The 16,715-nt window shown below is 65.3% G+C and carries 13 protein-coding genes; 4 read left to right on the forward strand and 9 right to left on the reverse strand.

Features of this window, described 5'->3' with window-relative positions:
• On the reverse strand, positions 1-924 hold the full coding sequence (locus DEA8626_RS07885) for a TRAP transporter small permease subunit (protein WP_108852453.1): 924 nt from the start codon (positions 922-924) through the stop codon (positions 1-3).
• A 90-nt stretch (positions 925-1,014) separates the two neighbouring features.
• Positions 1,015-2,100, reverse strand: coding sequence for a TRAP transporter substrate-binding protein (locus tag DEA8626_RS07890; protein WP_108852454.1), 1,086 nt, complete (start codon positions 2,098-2,100; stop codon positions 1,015-1,017).
• Between the two features lie 287 nt (positions 2,101-2,387).
• On the opposite strand from DEA8626_RS07890, the gene DEA8626_RS07895 reads away from it, so the two are divergent.
• Positions 2,388-3,818 (forward strand): cache domain-containing protein, encoded by a 1,431-nt coding sequence (locus DEA8626_RS07895; RefSeq protein ID WP_108853370.1) that lies wholly within the window; start codon positions 2,388-2,390, stop codon positions 3,816-3,818.
• Complete coding sequence (locus tag DEA8626_RS07900; protein WP_108852455.1) at positions 3,815-4,459, forward strand: response regulator transcription factor; 645 nt, start codon at positions 3,815-3,817, stop codon at positions 4,457-4,459. Before DEA8626_RS07895 ends, DEA8626_RS07900 begins: the two co-directional genes overlap by 4 nt.
• Before the next feature lie 61 nt (positions 4,460-4,520).
• Here DEA8626_RS07900 and DEA8626_RS07905 read toward each other — a convergent pair whose 3' ends face one another.
• From DEA8626_RS07905 to bcoG, 6 genes are all read right to left on the reverse strand, one after another.
• On the reverse strand, positions 4,521-5,315 hold the full coding sequence (locus tag DEA8626_RS07905) for a carnitinyl-CoA dehydratase (protein ID WP_108853371.1): 795 nt from the start codon (positions 5,313-5,315) through the stop codon (positions 4,521-4,523).
• An 8-nt stretch (positions 5,316-5,323) separates the two neighbouring features.
• On the reverse strand, positions 5,324-7,321 hold the full coding sequence (locus tag DEA8626_RS07910) for an acetate--CoA ligase family protein (RefSeq protein ID WP_108852456.1): 1,998 nt from the start codon (positions 7,319-7,321) through the stop codon (positions 5,324-5,326).
• Positions 7,322-7,552: 231 nt separating this feature from the next.
• Entirely contained in the window at positions 7,553-8,716 is a 1,164-nt protein-coding gene (locus DEA8626_RS07915; RefSeq protein ID WP_108852457.1) for an acyl-CoA dehydrogenase family protein, read from the reverse strand.
• 4 nt (positions 8,717-8,720) lie between these two features.
• Positions 8,721-9,479, reverse strand: a complete 759-nt coding sequence (locus DEA8626_RS07920; protein ID WP_108852458.1) for an SDR family oxidoreductase — start codon at positions 9,477-9,479, stop codon at positions 8,721-8,723.
• Entirely contained in the window at positions 9,476-10,936 is a 1,461-nt protein-coding gene (locus DEA8626_RS07925) for a carnitine 3-dehydrogenase (protein ID WP_108852459.1), read from the reverse strand. Before DEA8626_RS07925 ends, DEA8626_RS07920 begins: the two co-directional genes overlap by 4 nt.
• Positions 10,937-11,030: 94 nt before the next feature.
• Complete coding sequence (bcoG, locus tag DEA8626_RS07930) at positions 11,031-11,948, reverse strand: 3-dehydrocarnitine:acetyl-CoA trimethylamine transferase BcoG (protein ID WP_108852460.1); 918 nt, start codon at positions 11,946-11,948, stop codon at positions 11,031-11,033.
• A 325-nt stretch (positions 11,949-12,273) separates the two neighbouring features.
• Between bcoG and DEA8626_RS07935 the strand changes: the two genes are divergently transcribed.
• Together DEA8626_RS07935 and DEA8626_RS07940 are read left to right on the forward strand one after the other, a co-directional pair.
• On the forward strand, positions 12,274-13,272 hold the full coding sequence (locus DEA8626_RS07935; protein WP_108852461.1) for a glycosyltransferase family 2 protein: 999 nt from the start codon (positions 12,274-12,276) through the stop codon (positions 13,270-13,272).
• On the forward strand, positions 13,269-15,374 hold the full coding sequence (locus DEA8626_RS07940; protein ID WP_108852462.1) for a glycosyltransferase family 39 protein: 2,106 nt from the start codon (positions 13,269-13,271) through the stop codon (positions 15,372-15,374). Before DEA8626_RS07935 ends, DEA8626_RS07940 begins: the two co-directional genes overlap by 4 nt.
• Here the strand turns inward: DEA8626_RS07940 and DEA8626_RS07945 are convergent.
• A complete protein-coding gene (locus DEA8626_RS07945; RefSeq protein ID WP_108852463.1) occupies positions 15,371-16,693 on the reverse strand; it encodes an arylsulfotransferase family protein in 1,323 nt (440 codons plus the stop codon). The genes DEA8626_RS07940 and DEA8626_RS07945 overlap by 4 nt on opposite strands.
• Between the last annotated feature and the right edge of the window lie 22 nt (positions 16,694-16,715).

The following is a 16,715-nucleotide window of genomic DNA, read 5'->3' on the forward strand; positions in this document are numbered from 1 at the left end:
TCAATGCACGCCTTCATAGGCTTCTTCACCGGCCCCGAGCGTATCCTTGTCGAGATACTTGCCTTCGGAATCCGGCCCTTCGATGAATTCCAGAAGCGAGCGCCAAAAGAAGGCGAACGCGTGCAGGAAGGTGAGCCCGACGAAGGTCAGGATCAGCAGCTTGAAAAGAAAGTAGGCGTCGAACCCGTTCGGGCTGAAGCCGATCGTCTCGACCTTCCACCTGAGCGCCCGTGCCTTCAGGAGCAGTTTGTCGAGGCTGTCGGAGGCCGACGAATTCGGCACCACCATCACGCGCCAGAAGAAGAACCACGCGAAGAGCCAGGTCAAGGCGGCCATCGGCAACATGAAGAAGAGCGAGCCGAACATGTCGATCACGCGCTTCGTGCGGTAAGAAACGGCGGCGTAGATCAGGTCGACCCGCACATGGCCGCCCTGAATGAACGTGTAGGTGACGCAGAGTGCCACGATCATCGCGTTGTAGAGCTTCAGCTCCTCCGACCACCAGCTCACATCCCGCGCGAAGCCGACTCCGCCATGGCCGAGCTGGATCGCTGAGACGGCGAAGATCCGTTGCAGGAAGACGATCACGATCTGCTGGATAACCATGATCAGTCCGACCCAGGCGGCGATCCGGCCCAGACCGTTGGCAAAGGCTTCGAGCCCGCGCACATAGGCCCACATGATCGGCCGGCGCCAGAGCCCGATTGCGGTCAGGATGACGAACACAACGAGCACGAAGAACAGGAATTCGGACGAGGCGCCGTAGTAGATGAACCGCATCAGCGATTCCTTGGCCTCGGCTGTTTCCAGCTTGCCGATCTCGCTTACCCAGCCGAGCCAGAGTCCGGGATTCGCGAGCGCATGGAAGACGTTGGCGAAGACGTTCAAAATACTGGCAAGGAACCAGCCGATGGCGTCGACCATCCTCTCCCCCCGTGGTTCCGGCGGCGCGACCGCGCCTTCCGAGGTGGTTGCCCTCCGGTCCGCGCTACGGGCCGGAGGGCGCGTGGTGGATCAGCCGAGCACGCGGTCGCGCTGCGCCGTATAGGCGCCGTCCGACAGCTTCAGCCAGGCCGATGATGACTTCATCGATGCAATGTAACTGTCGTAGATCTTCTTGTAGATCTCGTCGCCCATGTTTTCCTGGTGCACCTCGTCCGCGGCTTTGCCGAAAGCATCCCAGACCGAGTCAGGGAATTGCAGCGTCTTGACGCCGGCGGATTGAAGCCGCGACAGCGCGGCCGAGTTGTTGGCCAGGAACTGGGCAAGGTTCCACTGATGCGCCTCGCCCGAGGCGATCTCGATGATCTTCTGCTGGGCGGGCGTCAGGCTTTCGAAGACTTCGCGGTTGGTGGCGAGGCTCAGACCCGCGCCGGGTTCGTGGAAACCGGCGGTGTAGTAGATCTGCGTGATCTCCTGGAAGCCGGCCTTCTCGTCGGCCCACGGACCGATCCACTCGGTACCGTCGATCGCGCCCGAGGCCAGCGCCTGATACACTTCGCCGCCCGGAAGGTTCTGCACCGAGGCGCCGAGCTTGCCGAGCGCTTTGCCGCCCAGGCCGGGCATCCGGAACTTGAGACCGTTGAAGTCTTCCGGCCCGGCGATCTCCTTGCGGAACCAGCCGCCCGCCTGTGCGCCGGTGTTGCCCGACAGGAACGATTTGAGGCCGAAGATCTCTCCAAGCTCGTCATGCAGCTCGTGCCCGCCACCGTGATAGTACCAGTTCACCAGCTCCTGCGCGGTCATGCCGAACGGCACCGAGGTGAAGAAGGCATAGCCCGGATGCTGTCCCACGAAGTAGTAGTCGGCGCCGTGATACATGTCGGCCTGACCCGAGGTCACGGCGTCGAACACCTCGAACGCGCCCACGAGTTCGCCCGCCGCCTTGAGGTCGACGGTCAACTGGCCGTCGGTCATCGCGGTGATCATGTCAGCGCAGCGCTGTGCGCTGTCATGTACGCCCGCCAGTCCGCGCGACCACGTCGTCACGAGCGTGAGCGTCCGGTTGCCCTGCGCATATGCCGGCGCGGCGAGTGTGGTGGCCGCAGCGGCGGCCGTGCCGCCAACGGCGGCTTTCGTCAGAAACGAACGACGATCCATTCGAAGTCATCCTCCCGGTTTTCGTCCGCACGGGGCAACCCGCCCCGCCGAACCCTTACGATGCGTCGGAGACTAGCGGTGGAATTCCGCCGGGGGAATACCGACTATTACGGATGCGGGCGAAAATCACGGAACCCCGCCGCCCTGTAGCTGCGCTGTGATGCATATCCCAACAAAGGGCCACGTCGCGCGCCTCTTGGACGGGCAGGCGAATTGACCCGGTGCCCGCCCATCCGCATCCTGCGCCGCGAATCGCAATGACGGGAGGCGTCGCGGACATCATGCGCATGCTTTGGCGCCGACTCCGGGCGACCCCGAGGCTCGACTACGGCCAGAAGCTCCACCTCCTGGCGACGCTGCCGTTGATTGTGGCCGCGGCCGCGATCGCGATGCTCGTCGCGCACGAGTCGCGCGCGCTGTCGGAACGCGAGATCGCGGCGCTCGAGGCGCAGCTCATCGCCGCCAAGAAGGACGAGCTGAAGAACTACATCAGCCTCGCGCGGACGGCCTTCGGCTTCATCTACGGTAACGCGCTGCCCGACGACGAGGAGGCCAAGACCGAGGTCGCCCAGATCCTCGCCGCGATGATCTACGGTCAGGACGGCTATTTTTTCGTCTATGATTACGACGGCAACAACCTCGTCGCGCCGCGCCAGACCTGGCTCATCAACCGAAACTGGGCCGGGCTTGGCGACGCCAATGGTACGCCGGTCGTCGACGAGCTGATCCGGATCGCGCGGCAGGGCGGCGGCTATCATTCCTATGTCTGGAAGAAGCCCTCTACCGGACAAGAGGCGCAGATGGTGTCCTACGTCGTAGGGCTTCAGGATTGGCGATGGGCGGTGGGTACGGGCGTCTTCCTCGACGACGTTTTGGGGCCCGTTGCCGCGGCCCGGTCCGAGACGGAGGCGCAGATCCGCCGGACCTTCGGCTGGATCGCGGCGATCGCATTCGGCGCGGTGCTTCTCGTCTTCGCTTCGGGCATGATCATCACGGTGCGCGAACGCAGATTGGCCGACGTGAAGCTCAAACGATTGACGCAGCGCATCGTCGACACGCAGGAGGAGGAACGCGGCCGGGTCGCGCGCGAACTGCACGATTCCATCAGCCAGATGCTCGTCGGCGTGCGCTACGCGCTCGAACTCGCGCGGCGGCGTCTCGCGCTCGGCGATGAGCGCGCGGGCGAAAGCCTGTCGGCGGGGATCGAACACCTGAACGGCGCGATCGGCGAAGTGCGACGGATCAGCCGCGACCTGCGCCCGGGCGTGCTGGACGATCTCGGCCTTGGCCCCGCGCTCCAGACGCTTATGGAGGAGTTCGGGCACAGGACAGGCATGGAGACCGAGTTCGAAACCGTGGTCTTCCGCAACCGGCTGGACCAAGAAGCCAAGATTGCGCTTTACCGCATCGCACAGGAAGCACTGACGAACGTCGAAAAGCATTCCGGCGCGACGAGGGTCAGCCTGATGGTTCGGGGCCACAAAGCCGGCGCGATGATGCGGCTCGAGGACAACGGCTGCGGCCTTGCCCATTCGCGCGGCGACGACGGCGCCGAGGGCGGTCTGGGCCTGAGGAACATGGCCGAGCGAATCGAGCAGCTTGACGGTACGCTGCGCATCCTGTCATCGCGCTCGGGAACGGTCATCGAGGCTCAGATACCCCTATCCCACATGCTGCCGCCCGCTGGACCGGTCGCCAAAACGAAGGACAGTGCATGACAAACCCGACCCGCGTTCTTGTCGTCGACGACCACCCCATGGTCGCCGAGGGTCTTCGGTCGATCCTCGAGACCTACGACGACATCGAGGTCGTGGGCACGCTCGGAAATGGCCAGGAGGCGATCGACGAGGCCGAACGGCTTGCGCCCGACGTGATCCTCCTCGACCTCAACATGCCGCAGCTGAACGGATTGTCGGCGACCGAGATCCTGCTGGAGCGCAATCCGGATCTCAGGATCCTCATCCTGTCGATGCATGACAGCCCCGAATATATCTCGACCGCGCTCCGTCACGGCGCGTCGGGGTATGTTCTGAAGGACGTGCCGGTCGAAGAGATCAAGAATGCGATTGGCCGTGTAATGGCTGGCGAGCGGTATCTCTGCACCGGCGCCACGGCGAGCCTTCAGCCGGGCACGGCCGACGGACGCGAACCGCTAACCGATCGCGAGCAGACGATCCTACTCGAACTCGCGCAGGGAAAGTCGAACAAGGATGTCGCGGCCGAACTCGACATCTCCGTGCGCACGGTCGAGACGCATCGCAAGAACATCAAGCGCAAGCTCGGCATCGCGACTACGGCGGGGCTGACCCGATACGCGCTCGAACACGGCGTCCTGCAGGGCACCGGAGAGGGCCTTTAAGCGGCACCGTCTCGGGGGCATCGAGCCCCGCTCGGCGGGCGCTGCGTACCGCAGCGCGCCCCTAGCGTCCGCGCCAGACGGGATCGCGTTTCTCGGCAAAGGCGCGCTGCCCCTCGTGCAAGTCGTCGGATCCGTAGAGCCGGTCGACCGTCGCGAACTGGCGCTTCGTGATCCGGTTGAGCGTATCCTGGAACCGCATGTCCTCGGCCGCGCGCACGACCTCCTTGATCGCGGCGTAGACGAGGGGCGGGCCGCTCTCGAGCAGGCGCGCGAGTTCCCACGTCTTGGACAGAAGATCGCCCGGCGTCGTGACCTCGCGCAGAAGGCCCCAGCGCAGCGCCTCCTCCGCGTCGAACCAGCGGCCCGTGAGCAGAAGATCCATCGCGACGTGGTAGGGAATGCGCTTGGGCAGTTTGATCGTCGCCGCATCAGCGACAGTGCCCGACCGGATCTCTGGCAGCGCGAAGGTGGCATTGTCCGAGGCGAGAATGATATCGCAGGACAGCGCGACCTCCAGCCCGCCGCCGCAGCAGATGCCGTTCACGGCGCAGATGACAGGCTTGTTGAGCCCCGGCAACTCCTGAATCCCGCCGAAGCCTCCGACACCGTAGTCGCCGTCGACGGGATCACCGCCAGCCGCCGCTTTCAGGTCCCAGCCGGGACAGAAGAACTTCTCCCCCTCGGCGCGCAGAATCGCGACGCGCAGGCTGTCGTCGTCGCGGAAATCCCGGAAGACGAGCCCCATGATGCGGCTCGTCGCAAGATCGATGGCATTGGCCTTGGGCCGGTCGAGCGTGACCTCGAGAATCCCGTTCTCGGTCCGCGTCTTTATCGGTCCTTCGCTGCGCAACTCCATCTTGGCCATCACTCCGCCTCCCGTATGAGTGCATCCACCGCCACCGCGCCGGTCTCAAGGACGATGAGCGGATTGATCTCGATTTCTTCAAGCTCCGGCCGCTCGAGCATGGTCTGGCCCAGCCGTACCGCGATCTTCGCCACCGCCGCTACATCGGCGCGCGGCCGGCCACGATAGCCGTCGAGCAGCGGCCAGAGCCGCAGCCGCCGCATGTCGGCCAGCACCTCATCCGCCGTCACGGGAAAGATGAGCGTCACGGTATCGTCCAGCAACTCGGTGGTCACGCCGCCCAGACCGACGGTCAGCGACAGACCGTAGACCGGATCGCGCCGCAGACCCACAAGAACCTCCGCGACGGCGTCGGCCACCATTTCCTCCGCGAGGTATCCCGCCGCGCCCGGAATGTCCGCCTGTTCATCGAGCGACTGCAGGCCGAGCCGGACGGCGCCCGCCTCGCTCTTGTGCGCGAAGCCGAGGCCCTTGAGAGCCAGGGGCGGCGAGAGTTCGCCCGCAAGCGGACGTAGCGCTTCCATCGTCGGCGCGGTCACGGAACGCGGGACCGGCACCTCCGCGTCGCCCAGAAGCGCCTTGCCCTCGGCCTCGTCCAGCAGGCGAGTAGGCCGTGATGAGATGGCGGCTGCCGGGCGCCAGCCGGCCCGGCCAGGCGCGGTCTGAGCCGCCCGAAGCGCGCCGAGAGCGGTCCTGAGCCCCATGAGCGGCACGACACCCTCCGCGATCAATGACACCGCCCGGTCCTCGTCGAAATTCTCCGGCAAGGACGCGACGGGGAACGCGGGCTTTCCGGTCGCACGCGCCGCTCCTGCGATCGCATCAAGAGCGGGCTGGAACGACGAGGGATCGCAGCGGTCGGGCCGTGGCGGGTCGATCACGAAGATGCCAGCATCGTACCCCTCCAGCATCGCGGCGAAGACCGCCTCTGTCCGCGGCCGGTCGCCCCAAATGAAGGTGTGATAGTCGAGCGGGTTCGCGATCGATACGATCGGGCCGAGTATGTCGCCAAGACGCTGCCGTTGCGTTTCCGAGGGCGGCGGGAAGTCGAGCCCGAACGGCTCGGCGAGATCCGAAACCAGGCCCGCCTCCCCGCCGGAACACGACAGTGAACACAGCCGCGACCCGATACTTGGACCGTGGACATGAAAGATCTTAAGCGTCTCAAGAAGCTCGGAGAGCGTGGCAACCTCGGCAACGCCCGCCTGGCGCAGGAAGGCGGAAGACGCGACGCCCGCGCCCGCCAGCGCGGCGGTGTGCGACGCGGCGGCGCCCCGCGCTGCCTCCGTCTTGCCCGACTTCAGGCAGACGATCCCCTTGCCCGCCGCGCGCGCGCCTTCGGCCAGGTCGGCGAAGGCGGGCGCGTCGTCGATTCCCTCGACATACATGCCGATTGCGGTCACCCGGTCATCGGCGAGAAGCGCGCCGGCAAGCTCCGCAAGCCCGATCTGCGCGGCGTTTCCGAGGCAGGCGACGTAGGCCAACGGCAGTCCCCGCGCCTGCATCGTCAGATTGATGACGATATTGGAGGATTGCGAGAGGAGCGCGACCCCGCGCTCAACCCGCTGCCCGCCATGCTGATCCGGCCAGAGAAGCGCGCCGTCGAGATAGTTTATGACGCCGTAGCAGTTGGGCCCGAGGATCGGCATATCGCCTGCTCTGGCAACAAGTTCGCCCTGGAGGTCTGCCTCACCCGCCTCGCGCCAGCCGGATGCGAAGCAGATCGCGCCCCCCGCCTTCATCGCGGCCAGTTCGCGCACCACTTCGACCGTTGCGTGCCGGTTTACACCGACAAATGTCGCGTCAGGCGCCCCGGGCAGAGCGGCGAGCGACGGATAGGCCTTGATCCCGCCAATGTCGCCCTTGGACGGGTGGACGGGCCAGACGGCCCCTTCGTAGCCCATCTTTCGGCACTGCGCGATCACGTTCGCGGCCCAGACGGAGCCCATAACCGCGATGGACCGGGGCCGAAGAAGACGGGAGAGGTCGCGGCTCATGCCGGAAGCCTGTGCCGCCGCCAAGCGCCGGGGGCGCCGCCCCCGGTCCCCCGAGGTATTTCGGAACAGAAGAAGGGCAAAACGCTCTGCCCCCTCAGCGGGAACAGAGCGCCTTCTCCTGTTGCGGTCATCGGCGCCTCCGCCTGTACCGCTCCGCCATCTTGCCAACTCATGTTTAACAAACCGTTACTTCTTCTGTTTCCAAATACCTCCGCCGGAGGCGAGAAAGTCTCACGCGCCGAGTGGCCGCAGAAGCTCGCGGCTGATGATGTGGCGCTGGATTTCGCTCGTCCCCTCCCAGATGCGCTCGACGCGGGCGTCGCGCCAGATCCGTTCGAGCGGCAGGTCGTCCATCAGCCCCATTCCCCCGTGGATCTGGATCGCCTCGTCGGCGATGAAGGCCAGGACCTCGGTCGCCTTGAGCTTCGCCATCGACATGTCGGCTTCGGTCACCGTGCCCTGGTCGAACTTCCAGGCGGCCTCGCGCGTCAGCAGCTCGGCGGCTTTAAGTTCCATCGCCATGTCCGCAAGCTTGAAGGAGATTCCCTGGTACTTGCCGATCTTCTGGCCGAACTGCTCGCGCTCCGCCGCGTAAGTGAGCGCGTGGCCGAGCGCGCGTTCGGCACGGCCGAGGCAGGTGGCGGCGACCTGAAGCCGCGTCGCGCCGAGCCAGGCGTTGGCGACCTCGAAGCCCTTGTGAAGCTCGCCCAGTATCTGGCTCTTGGGGATGCGGCAGTCATCAAACTCGAGGACCGCGTTGGTGTAGCCGCGATGCGAGACGTTGCGGTAGCCTTGGCGCACCGTGAAGCCGGGCGTGCCTTTGTCGACGAAGAAGGCGGTGATGAGTTTCTTCGGCCCGCGCGGCGTGTCCTCCTCGCCCGTCGCCATGAAGACGATCGCGAAGTCGGCAATGTCGGCGTGCGAGATGAAGTGCTTGGTGCCCTTTAGGACGAAGTCGTCCCCGTCAGCCCGTGCCGAGGCTTTCATGCCCCGCAGATCGGAACCGGCGCCGGGCTCCGTCATCGCGAGGCAACCCCATTTTTCGCCGCGGATACAGGGATATAGATAGCGCTCCTTCTGTTCGTCCGTGCCAGCCAGAAGGATATTCGAGGGCCGCGCGACGCAGGTCCAGTGGAGCGCGTAGTTGGCCTTGCCGAGTTCCTTTTCGTAGAGGAGCCAGGTCTGCGTATCGAGGCCCGCCCCGCCGACCTCCTCGGGCATGTTCGCAGCATAAAGTCCGGCCTTTATCGCCTTGGCCTGCAGTTCCTTTATCAGATCCATTCGCAGGTGGCCGGAGCGTTCAACTTCGGCTTCGTGCGGGTAAAGTTCATTCTCGACAAAGGTGCGCGTCGTCTCGACGATCATCTTCTGTTCTTCGGTCAGTCCGAAATCCATGGTCCTACACTTTCGGGTCAGGGTTTTCGGTATGGCCATCGACAGCGATGGCCTGGCCCGAAACATAGCGGGCGGCATCGGAAGCGAGGAACACCGCCATCTCGGCAACGTCGCGCGCCTCGACGAAGGTTCGCATCGAGGTGCCGGCGGCATATCCCTGATAGACCTGGTCGCGGGTCATCCCCTTGGCGGCCGCCTCGGCTTCGAGCACCGCCTCCATGCGCGGCCCCTCGACAGCGCCCGGCAGGATCGCATTGGCGCGGATGCCGAAGGGGCCAAGCTCCATCGCTGCGGTCTTCATCAGACCGATAACCGCCCACTTCGCCGCCGCATAGGGCGCGCGGTTGGGGTAGCCGAAGATCCCGGCTGTGGATGAGGTGAAGATCATCGCGCCGGATTTCTGGGCCTTCATCATCGGCGCGGCGAACTTAGCGGACAGGAAGGCGCCATCGAGCGTGGCGCCGGTGCAGGCACGCCAGTCGGCGAGCCTGACATCCTCGATCAATGCGGTCGGCCCCTTGGTGCCAGCATTCGCGCAAAGCACATCAAGTCCGCCCCACTCTTTCCTGAGTTCATTGAAGAAACCGCGCATTTCGTCTTCATTTGACACGTCGACCTTGGCGGCGCGAATGCCATCCGGGACGGTGGAGAGCGCTGCCGCGTCGATATCGGTCACCCAGACCTCTGCGCCGGTCGCGGCGAAGGCATCGGCCATTGCCCGGCCGATGCCGGCGGCGCCGGCGGTGATGACGACGCGGCTCACTTGCGCTGCCCGACATGGCGGCCCGCGGCGTCGGGTCGCGGCAGGGATTTGTGAGCCTCGGCGACCGGCAGGAGACGGCCAAGCACCTCGGGCGCGGCGGGGCAGGTCTTGCCGGCCTTCATGTCCACATGGAGCAGGATCTGCTCGACACTCGCCACGGCCTCCTCACCCCGCAGGATGCGGATGAAAACATGCATGCGCTTCTCGTCGGCGTAAAGAACCTGCAGGGTGCCGGTCAGCCGGTCGCCGAGCCGCGCCTCGCCGAGATGCATGATATGGGTCTCGGCGGTGTAGTAGCTGTGGCCGCCCGCAACATAGTCCAGATCCGCGCCGATCAGCCTCAGGAACGCGTCGGATGTTTCTGATGTCGCGAAGAGATATCGGCTTTCCGTCATGTGACCGTTATAGTCGATCCAACCGGGCAGCACCTGCATTTGCGCCATCACCAGCGGCGCGCCCTCGCCGGTCCGCCCCTCGTCGTGGAAGGCGACGCGGCGGCGTTCGTCATGTTCGCGCAGGACGCGGCCCGCCCCCCAGTTCCGCTCCTTGAGCGCCCGCAGGAAGCCGATGAGGTTGGAATCGCGGATGCGTTCGAGCTCGCGGATAGTGTAGTTCCCGGATTGCGCATCGGACTGGCCGGCGATCAGGTCAACCAATTCTTCCGTGAAATCAGGGACATCGGTGAGTTTTGTCCAAGGCCATTTCAGGGCCGGGCCGAACTGCGCCATGAAGTGCTTCATGCCAGCCTCTCCGCCCGCGACGCGGTAGGTCTCGAAGAGGCCCATCTGGCCCCAGCGGAGGCCAAAGCCCATGCGGATGGCCTCGTCGATCTCCTCGGTCGTGGCGATGCCGTCTTTCACGAGCCAGAGCGCCTCGCGCCAGACGGCTTCGAGGAAGCGGTCGGCGATATGGGCGTCGATCTCCTTGCGGATGTGGAGCGGGAACATCCCAATTTCGCGCAGAACTTCCTTTGCGTTTCCAATGCATTGTTCGCCGCTCTTTGAGCTAGGTACGATTTCGACGAGCGGCAGGAGGTAGACCGGATTAAACGGATGGGCGACGAAGATGGACGACGGATCGGCGGCGCCTTCCTGCAACTCGGACGGCTTGAATCCGGACGTCGAGGATCCGATGGGGACACCGCGTGACGCCTTCTGGATCTCAGCAAAGACGCGGTGCTTCAGATCGAGGCGTTCGGAAACGGATTCCTGAACGTATTCAGCGCCTTCCACGGCTTTCGCTATGTCTTTTGCGAAGCTCAGGCTGCCTTCCGCGGGCATCGGAATGTCCGACAGCGCCGGCAGGCTCGCGCGGGCGTTGGCGAGGACTTCGGCGATCTTGCGCTCGGCCTCCGGGTCGGGATCGAAGACCGAAACGTCCCAGCCGTTCAGGAGAAACCGCGCGGCCCAGCCGCCGCCGATCACTCCTCCGCCGATGATTGCCGCCTTGCGCGCCATGTCTCGTTGTTCCTTCCCTCAAAACCTGTCTGGTTTGCGTCCCGCCTGCGTCCCGCGCATGTCGGGCATCCGTCCCGACACGCGTCCCGACATGTCAGCGCGCCCTCGGCGCGCGTTTGGTCAGCCCGAGCTTGCCCCGCACCTCCTCGGGCCCGATCACGCGCGCGCCGAGGTTCTCGATGATCGTCACGGCGCGCTCGACCAGCTGGGCGTTCGTCGCAAGCTGGCCCTTGCCGAGCCAGAGATTGTCCTCGAGCCCCACCCGCACGTTGCCGCCGGCGAGCACGGCGGCGGCGACATAAGCCATCTGGTTGCGCCCGAGCGCGAAGGCCGAGAAGGTCCAATCGTCAGGGACATTGTTGACCATCGCCATGAGGGTATTGAGGTCGTCCGGCGCGCCCCAAGGCACGCCCATGCAAAGCTGGACCAAAGCCGGGCCCTTGAGGACGCCCTCTTTCACCAGTTCCTTGGCGAACCAGAGATGGCCGGTATCGAAGGCCTCGATCTCGGGACAGACGCCGAGATCGGTCATCATCTTGCCCATCGCCCGCAACATGCCCGGCGTGTTGGTCATCACGTAGTCGGCCTCGGCGAAATTCATCGTGCCGCAATCGAGCGTGCAAATCTCCGGCAGGCAGTCGGCAACGTGGGCGACGCGTTCGGTCGCGCCCGCCATGTCGGTGGCTTTCTCGTTGACCGGGAGGGGGCTTTCGACCGGGCCGAAGACGATGTCGCCGCCCATCCCGGCGGTCAGATTCAAAACGACGTCGGTGCCGGCGTCGCGGATGCGCTCCGTCACTTCGCGGAAAAGCTTCGGGTCGCGGCTCGGCACGCCGGTCTCGGGGTCGCGCACGTGGCAGTGGACGATCGCCGCGCCGGCCTTGGCCGCGTCGATGGCCGAGGCCGCGATCTCGGCGGGCGAGCGCGGCACGTGCGGGCTGCGGTCCTGGGTGCCGCCCGAACCGGTCACGGCGCAGGTGATGAAGACGTCCTTGTTCATGGCGAGCGGCATCGCGGGTCCTCCCTCTGTGCCGCACGACTATAGCCGCCATTTCGCCACCGGCTTTGCACGATGCGAAACGAAGTTCGCACTATTCGCAATTGGGGTGACTCTGCCAACGCTCGCGCAGTTTCGCGCTTTGTTTCCCGCCGCCGTACAATCCGCGGCCCCTGCCCGGACTTTCGCCGCGCTTCCGTATCGCGTGCTGGATCCGGGAAATTTCTCAGCCTTTCCATAATTGTTACGCTACACTCGCAAGCATTCGAGTCGGGTTCGGCCGCTTCGGCGGGGGGAACGTGTGCCCGGTTTCCGCACGGCACAGGGATATTGAAAGAGCATGAAGAAGATTACCGTCGTCTCCCCCTGCTTCAACGAGGAGGATAATGTCGAGACCTGCTACCAGACGGTGAAGCAGATCTTCGACCGTGAGCTACCTGACTACGAACGCGAGCATATCTTCGTCGACAACGCCTCGTCCGACCGCACGATCGAGATTCTGCGCGGGATCGCCGAGAACGATCCGGCGGTCAAGGTGGTGGTGAACGCGCGGAACTTCGGTGTTTACAAATCCACCTTCAACGGCCTTCGGCATGCGACGGGCGATGCGACGCTCTGCATGCTGCCCGTCGATCTTCAGGACCCGCCGGAGCACCTTCCGGAATTCGTGAAACTTTGGGAAAGCGGCTACGACGTCGTGGCGGGCGCACGCTCGACGCGTGAAGAAGGGTTCTTCCTGCGTTCCTCCCGCAAGCTCTTCTACCGGATCGTCAATGCGCTGTCGGACTTCGAGCTGTCGCCCGACGTGGGTGAATTCCAGCTCGTCGACCGCAAGGTGCTGAACGCCGTGCTCGCCCATAACGACCACTACCCTTACATCCGCGGCATCATCGCCTCGGTCGGGTTCAAGAAGGTCATCATCCCCTACACGTGGAAGGCGCGGAAGCGCGGCGTCAGCAAGCACAACCTGATGATGCTGATCGACCAGGCGCTGAACGCGATCTTCGCCTTCACCAAGGCGCCGATGCGGTTCTGTACCTTCGCGGGCATCGGCATCGCGGCTTTGTGCATTCTCTTCTCGGTTCTGTCCGTGATCCTCTTCCTCCTCGGCATCGGGGATGCGCCGCGAGGCACGACCACGATCATTGTTGCGCTGTTCTTCCTGTCCGGCATCCAGCTTCTGTTCATCGGGATGCTCGGCGAATACATCACCGCCATCCACAATCAGGTGCGGGGCGGTCCCACGGTGATCGAGAGCGAGCTGATCAATATCGAGCCCGCGGGCGCGCGGGCAGGCTCGGGCGCGAGCGTTACCCAGTTGAGCCCGCGCAAGGTATGACGGGCGGTTCCTCGGCAATGGAGCGGCTTATCGGGCCGATCGCCGCGCTGGCTGCGGTGCTGGCGCTTCTCGGCGCCTACTGGGCGCCAATGCTCCTGCCCGCGTCGGGCGAGGGACCTGTGATCGCGCCCGCAGACCGCTGGATGCTTTGCGTGCTGGCCTTCGCACTTGGCGTCCTGGCCCATTCGATCCGGCGCGAAGCGGCGATGTTCGGCGTGCTCGCCTTCATCTTCCTCCTGGGCGGAGCGGCGCAGCTCTACATGACCGAGCCGCTGTGGTTTCCCTCGCTGAGGCTGAGGCCGACGAATGGACGCGAATGGCTGATGGCCGCGATCATGGGCGTGGAAGCGGTGACGGCACTCTGGGCGCTCAGAAAGCTCGAGATGCCGGCACTCTGGTCGGAGGCGGCCGAGCGGCTCGGAGCGCGGCGGATCGGCGTGTTTCTCGCGCTGACTTTCGCCTTCGCGGTGCCGATCCTGAGCTACATCGCGCGCGGGGCGCTCGCGGCCTATCTCGCACATGTGGCGGCAGGCGCGGTGCTGATCTTGGTCCATTTCGCGCTGCTGCTCGCGATGAGCCAGGTCAAGAGCCCGGTCACGGGGTTGCGCAGGGTGGCGCCGATCATGCCCGCGCTCTTCGCGGTGGGCGCGGGCCTTGCGCTCGCGCAGTTCTCGTTCGAGCGGCTGCCGCATGTCGAGGACGAGGTCGCATACCTTATCCAGGCGAAGACCTTCGCGGGCGGCGCGCTGACGCTGCCGGCCCCGCCCGAAGCGGCGCAGCCGGGGCTTGACTATTATCTTCTCGAGATCAGCGACGGGCGGTGGTATTCGACGTCGCTGCCGGGTTGGCCGGCGCTTCTCGCGGTCGGCCTGATGCTGGGCGTGCCGTGGCTCATCAACCCGCTTCTGGCGGGCATCTCGGTGTTGCTCGCCTATGACATCACCCGACGGAAGGCGGGCCGGGACGAGGCGGATTTCGTCGCGCTGATGATGGCTTCCTCGCCCTGGATCCTTGCGGCGGCGGCCTCGCTCATGCCGCATATGCTGACGCTGACACTACTGCTCGCCGCGTGGTGGCTGATCCTGCGCGCGCCGGTCGGCAGCGCCAAGAGCGGCCGGCGGCTGTTCGGCGCAGGCCTCGCGATGGGCTGGATATTCGCCACCCGGCCGCTCGACGGACTGGTGGTCGGCGGGCTGACGGGTCTGTGGCTCCTGATGGGTGCGGGATCGGGCGGGCGCATTTCGCGGATCACGCCCTATGCCGCCGGCGCCGTGGCGGCCGGCGCGTTGCTTCTCGTGCACAACTGGCACCTCACCGGTTCGCCGCTGACGCTGCCGCTCTCGGCCTATCTCGACCGCCACTGGGCGCCGGGCGCCAATGCCTACGGCTTCGGACCCGACATCGGCCCTCCCGGCGGGTGGGTGTGGCTCGACCTGTGGGCCGGGCACTCGCCGCTCGAGGCGCTTCTGAACACGTTCAACCTGGTCGTGAGCCTGCAGCTCGAGCTTCTGGGCTGGTCGGTGGGGTCGCTGGCGCTTCTCTATGCCTATTTCCTCTGGCAGCGCGAACGGCTCGTGTTCGACGCCGCGATGGTGGTGGTGATCGTAGCCATCGTCTTTGCCCTTTCACTCTACTGGTTCGCCGACAGCTACTATTTCGGGCCGCGCTACTGGTTTCTTGCGGCCTTCCCGCTGCTCTACCTTTCGGCGCGCGGATACGGGGCGCTCAGGCGGATATTCCCCGGCACGAACGAGAGCGGCATCGTCAGGATCGACACGATCCTGGGGCTCTGCTGCCTGTTCGGGCTGTTCGTGTTCACGCCGTGGCGCGGGGTCATGAAGTTCAACGAGTACGAGAATTTCCATTCCACCTACCGCACCGAACTGGCCGCCGGCACCTTCGGCAATGCGGTGGTGATCATCGACGAGCCCGGCGACGAGGGGTCGGCCTTCATCCTCAACGATCCCTGGCTGACCGATCCGGACCGGCCGATCTTTCTCAACGACACCGGCACGCTCGACGAGGACGCGCTGCGCGCCGCTTTCCCCGGGCGAGAGATCATGCGTTTTCGGCCGGACTGGGATCTGCCCGAGGACCGCTAGGCGGGATCGGCGCTGCAATCGTCCCAACTGGTGACGGAGAAGAAGGCGGGGTCGTAAACCTGCGCGTCGTGCAGCCAGGTGACGCGGTCCGCGTCGTAGCGGTTGACATATTCCCAAACGACCTGGCCCGAGCGCGTCACCTCGAAGGCGCGGCCCGACTGTGCCTCGGTGATCATGATGTTGCCGTCGGGCTGGATCTGGTGGGTCGAGCGCTCCGACGAGTAGAAACGCTGGCCGTCGCGCCCGCCATAAAGCGTGGCGGCTGAACCGGAGGCCGGATCGATCCGCCAGATCCGGCTGCCGCCGCCGCGGTCGCCATCGAGGCTCTGGTCCGAATGGTTGTCGAAGACGGTGATTGTGCCGCCGGGCTGAAAGTCGGGATCATGCTGGCGGATGAAGGGGCCGACGCGGTACCATTTGACCTTCGTGACCTCCGCATCCGTCACCACGATCATGTTGCGGTTCCTGAGCGACAGCATCAGGTCGCCCGCCTCGAACATCGGGAAGTCTGGCGCGAGTTCGGGCGACAGCTCCTCGACCTCGTTGAGGTGGAACTCGCCGTTCACACGGGTCCCGAAGAAGCCGGTGGCGGTCAGCTGCGCCTCCATCCCGTTCTCGATAAAGAGGTCGGTCAGCGGCTTTTCGAACAGCTTCTCGCCCTCGGCGTCGTATTTGAAGACGAGGTCTTCCCAGTAGGGGCCGGAGAAGGGCCACGGCACCTCGCTGTTCGGCTTGTCGACGTAGCGCCCGCCGGAGACGACCACGCCGCCATCCGACAGCCAGTTCGGCGAGTGGTGGTTGATGACGTCCGGTGTCGTCCAGAGCGGTCTGCCGCAGCGGTCGAGCCGCGCCATGCCGCCGCTTTCGAAGGAGAAGACGATGTCGCCCTTGGGCGTGATGATCGTACCGTGCGTGATCGCGTTCCAGTCGGTCTGCGGGTTGTCGCGGAAGAAGGAGGTGTCGGAGAATAGCTCGTGCGCGCTCAGTTCCCACTCGTTCACAACGGTGCCGTCGCGGCGGATTAGGCGCGCGCGGTTGTTGCCGTCGATGAAGCCGGACAGGAGGATCAGGTCATCCTTGCCCGCCGTGTTCACCGTGACGCCGCTGCCCTCGTAGCGCGCCGGTTCGAGGAAGTGGATCGGCTCGGTGCCGCGCAGGTTCGGCAGTTCCTCGTAAAGCGTCTTGGCCTCGTCGAGCGTGCCCCAGACGACGCGGTAGGCGGCGTTCTCGCGCACGGCGGAGTAGAGGCCGGCGGTGAACGTGCCGCCGATGACGAGCGCGCCCGCGCCGAGAATGAAGAAGAGTTTCGCCTTGTCCATCGTCCCTGCCTATTCTTGTGGG

This window comes from Defluviimonas aquaemixtae, assembly GCF_900302475.1.
Lineage (GTDB): Bacteria > Pseudomonadota > Alphaproteobacteria > Rhodobacterales > Rhodobacteraceae > Albidovulum > Albidovulum aquaemixtae.

Coding starts and splice junctions, on each gene's coding strand:
- DEA8626_RS07910 (WP_108852456.1), bottom strand. CDS start 7,321: ATGAGCCGCGACCTCTCCCGTCTTCTTCGGCCCCGGTCCATCGCGGTT.
- DEA8626_RS07895 (WP_108853370.1), top strand. CDS start 2,388: ATGCTTTGGCGCCGACTCCGGGCGACCCCGAGGCTCGACTACGGCCAG.
- bcoG (WP_108852460.1), bottom strand. CDS start 11,948: ATGCCGCTCGCCATGAACAAGGACGTCTTCATCACCTGCGCCGTGACC.
- DEA8626_RS07915 (WP_108852457.1), bottom strand. CDS start 8,716: ATGGATTTCGGACTGACCGAAGAACAGAAGATGATCGTCGAGACGACG.
- DEA8626_RS07940 (WP_108852462.1), top strand. CDS start 13,269: ATGACGGGCGGTTCCTCGGCAATGGAGCGGCTTATCGGGCCGATCGCC.
- DEA8626_RS07905 (WP_108853371.1), bottom strand. CDS start 5,315: ATGGAGTTGCGCAGCGAAGGACCGATAAAGACGCGGACCGAGAACGGG.
- DEA8626_RS07945 (WP_108852463.1), bottom strand. CDS start 16,693: ATGGACAAGGCGAAACTCTTCTTCATTCTCGGCGCGGGCGCGCTCGTC.
- DEA8626_RS07925 (WP_108852459.1), bottom strand. CDS start 10,936: ATGGCGCGCAAGGCGGCAATCATCGGCGGAGGAGTGATCGGCGGCGGC.
- DEA8626_RS07885 (WP_108852453.1), bottom strand. CDS start 924: ATGGTCGACGCCATCGGCTGGTTCCTTGCCAGTATTTTGAACGTCTTC.
- DEA8626_RS07890 (WP_108852454.1), bottom strand. CDS start 2,100: ATGGATCGTCGTTCGTTTCTGACGAAAGCCGCCGTTGGCGGCACGGCC.
- DEA8626_RS07935 (WP_108852461.1), top strand. CDS start 12,274: ATGAAGAAGATTACCGTCGTCTCCCCCTGCTTCAACGAGGAGGATAAT.
- DEA8626_RS07900 (WP_108852455.1), top strand. CDS start 3,815: ATGACAAACCCGACCCGCGTTCTTGTCGTCGACGACCACCCCATGGTC.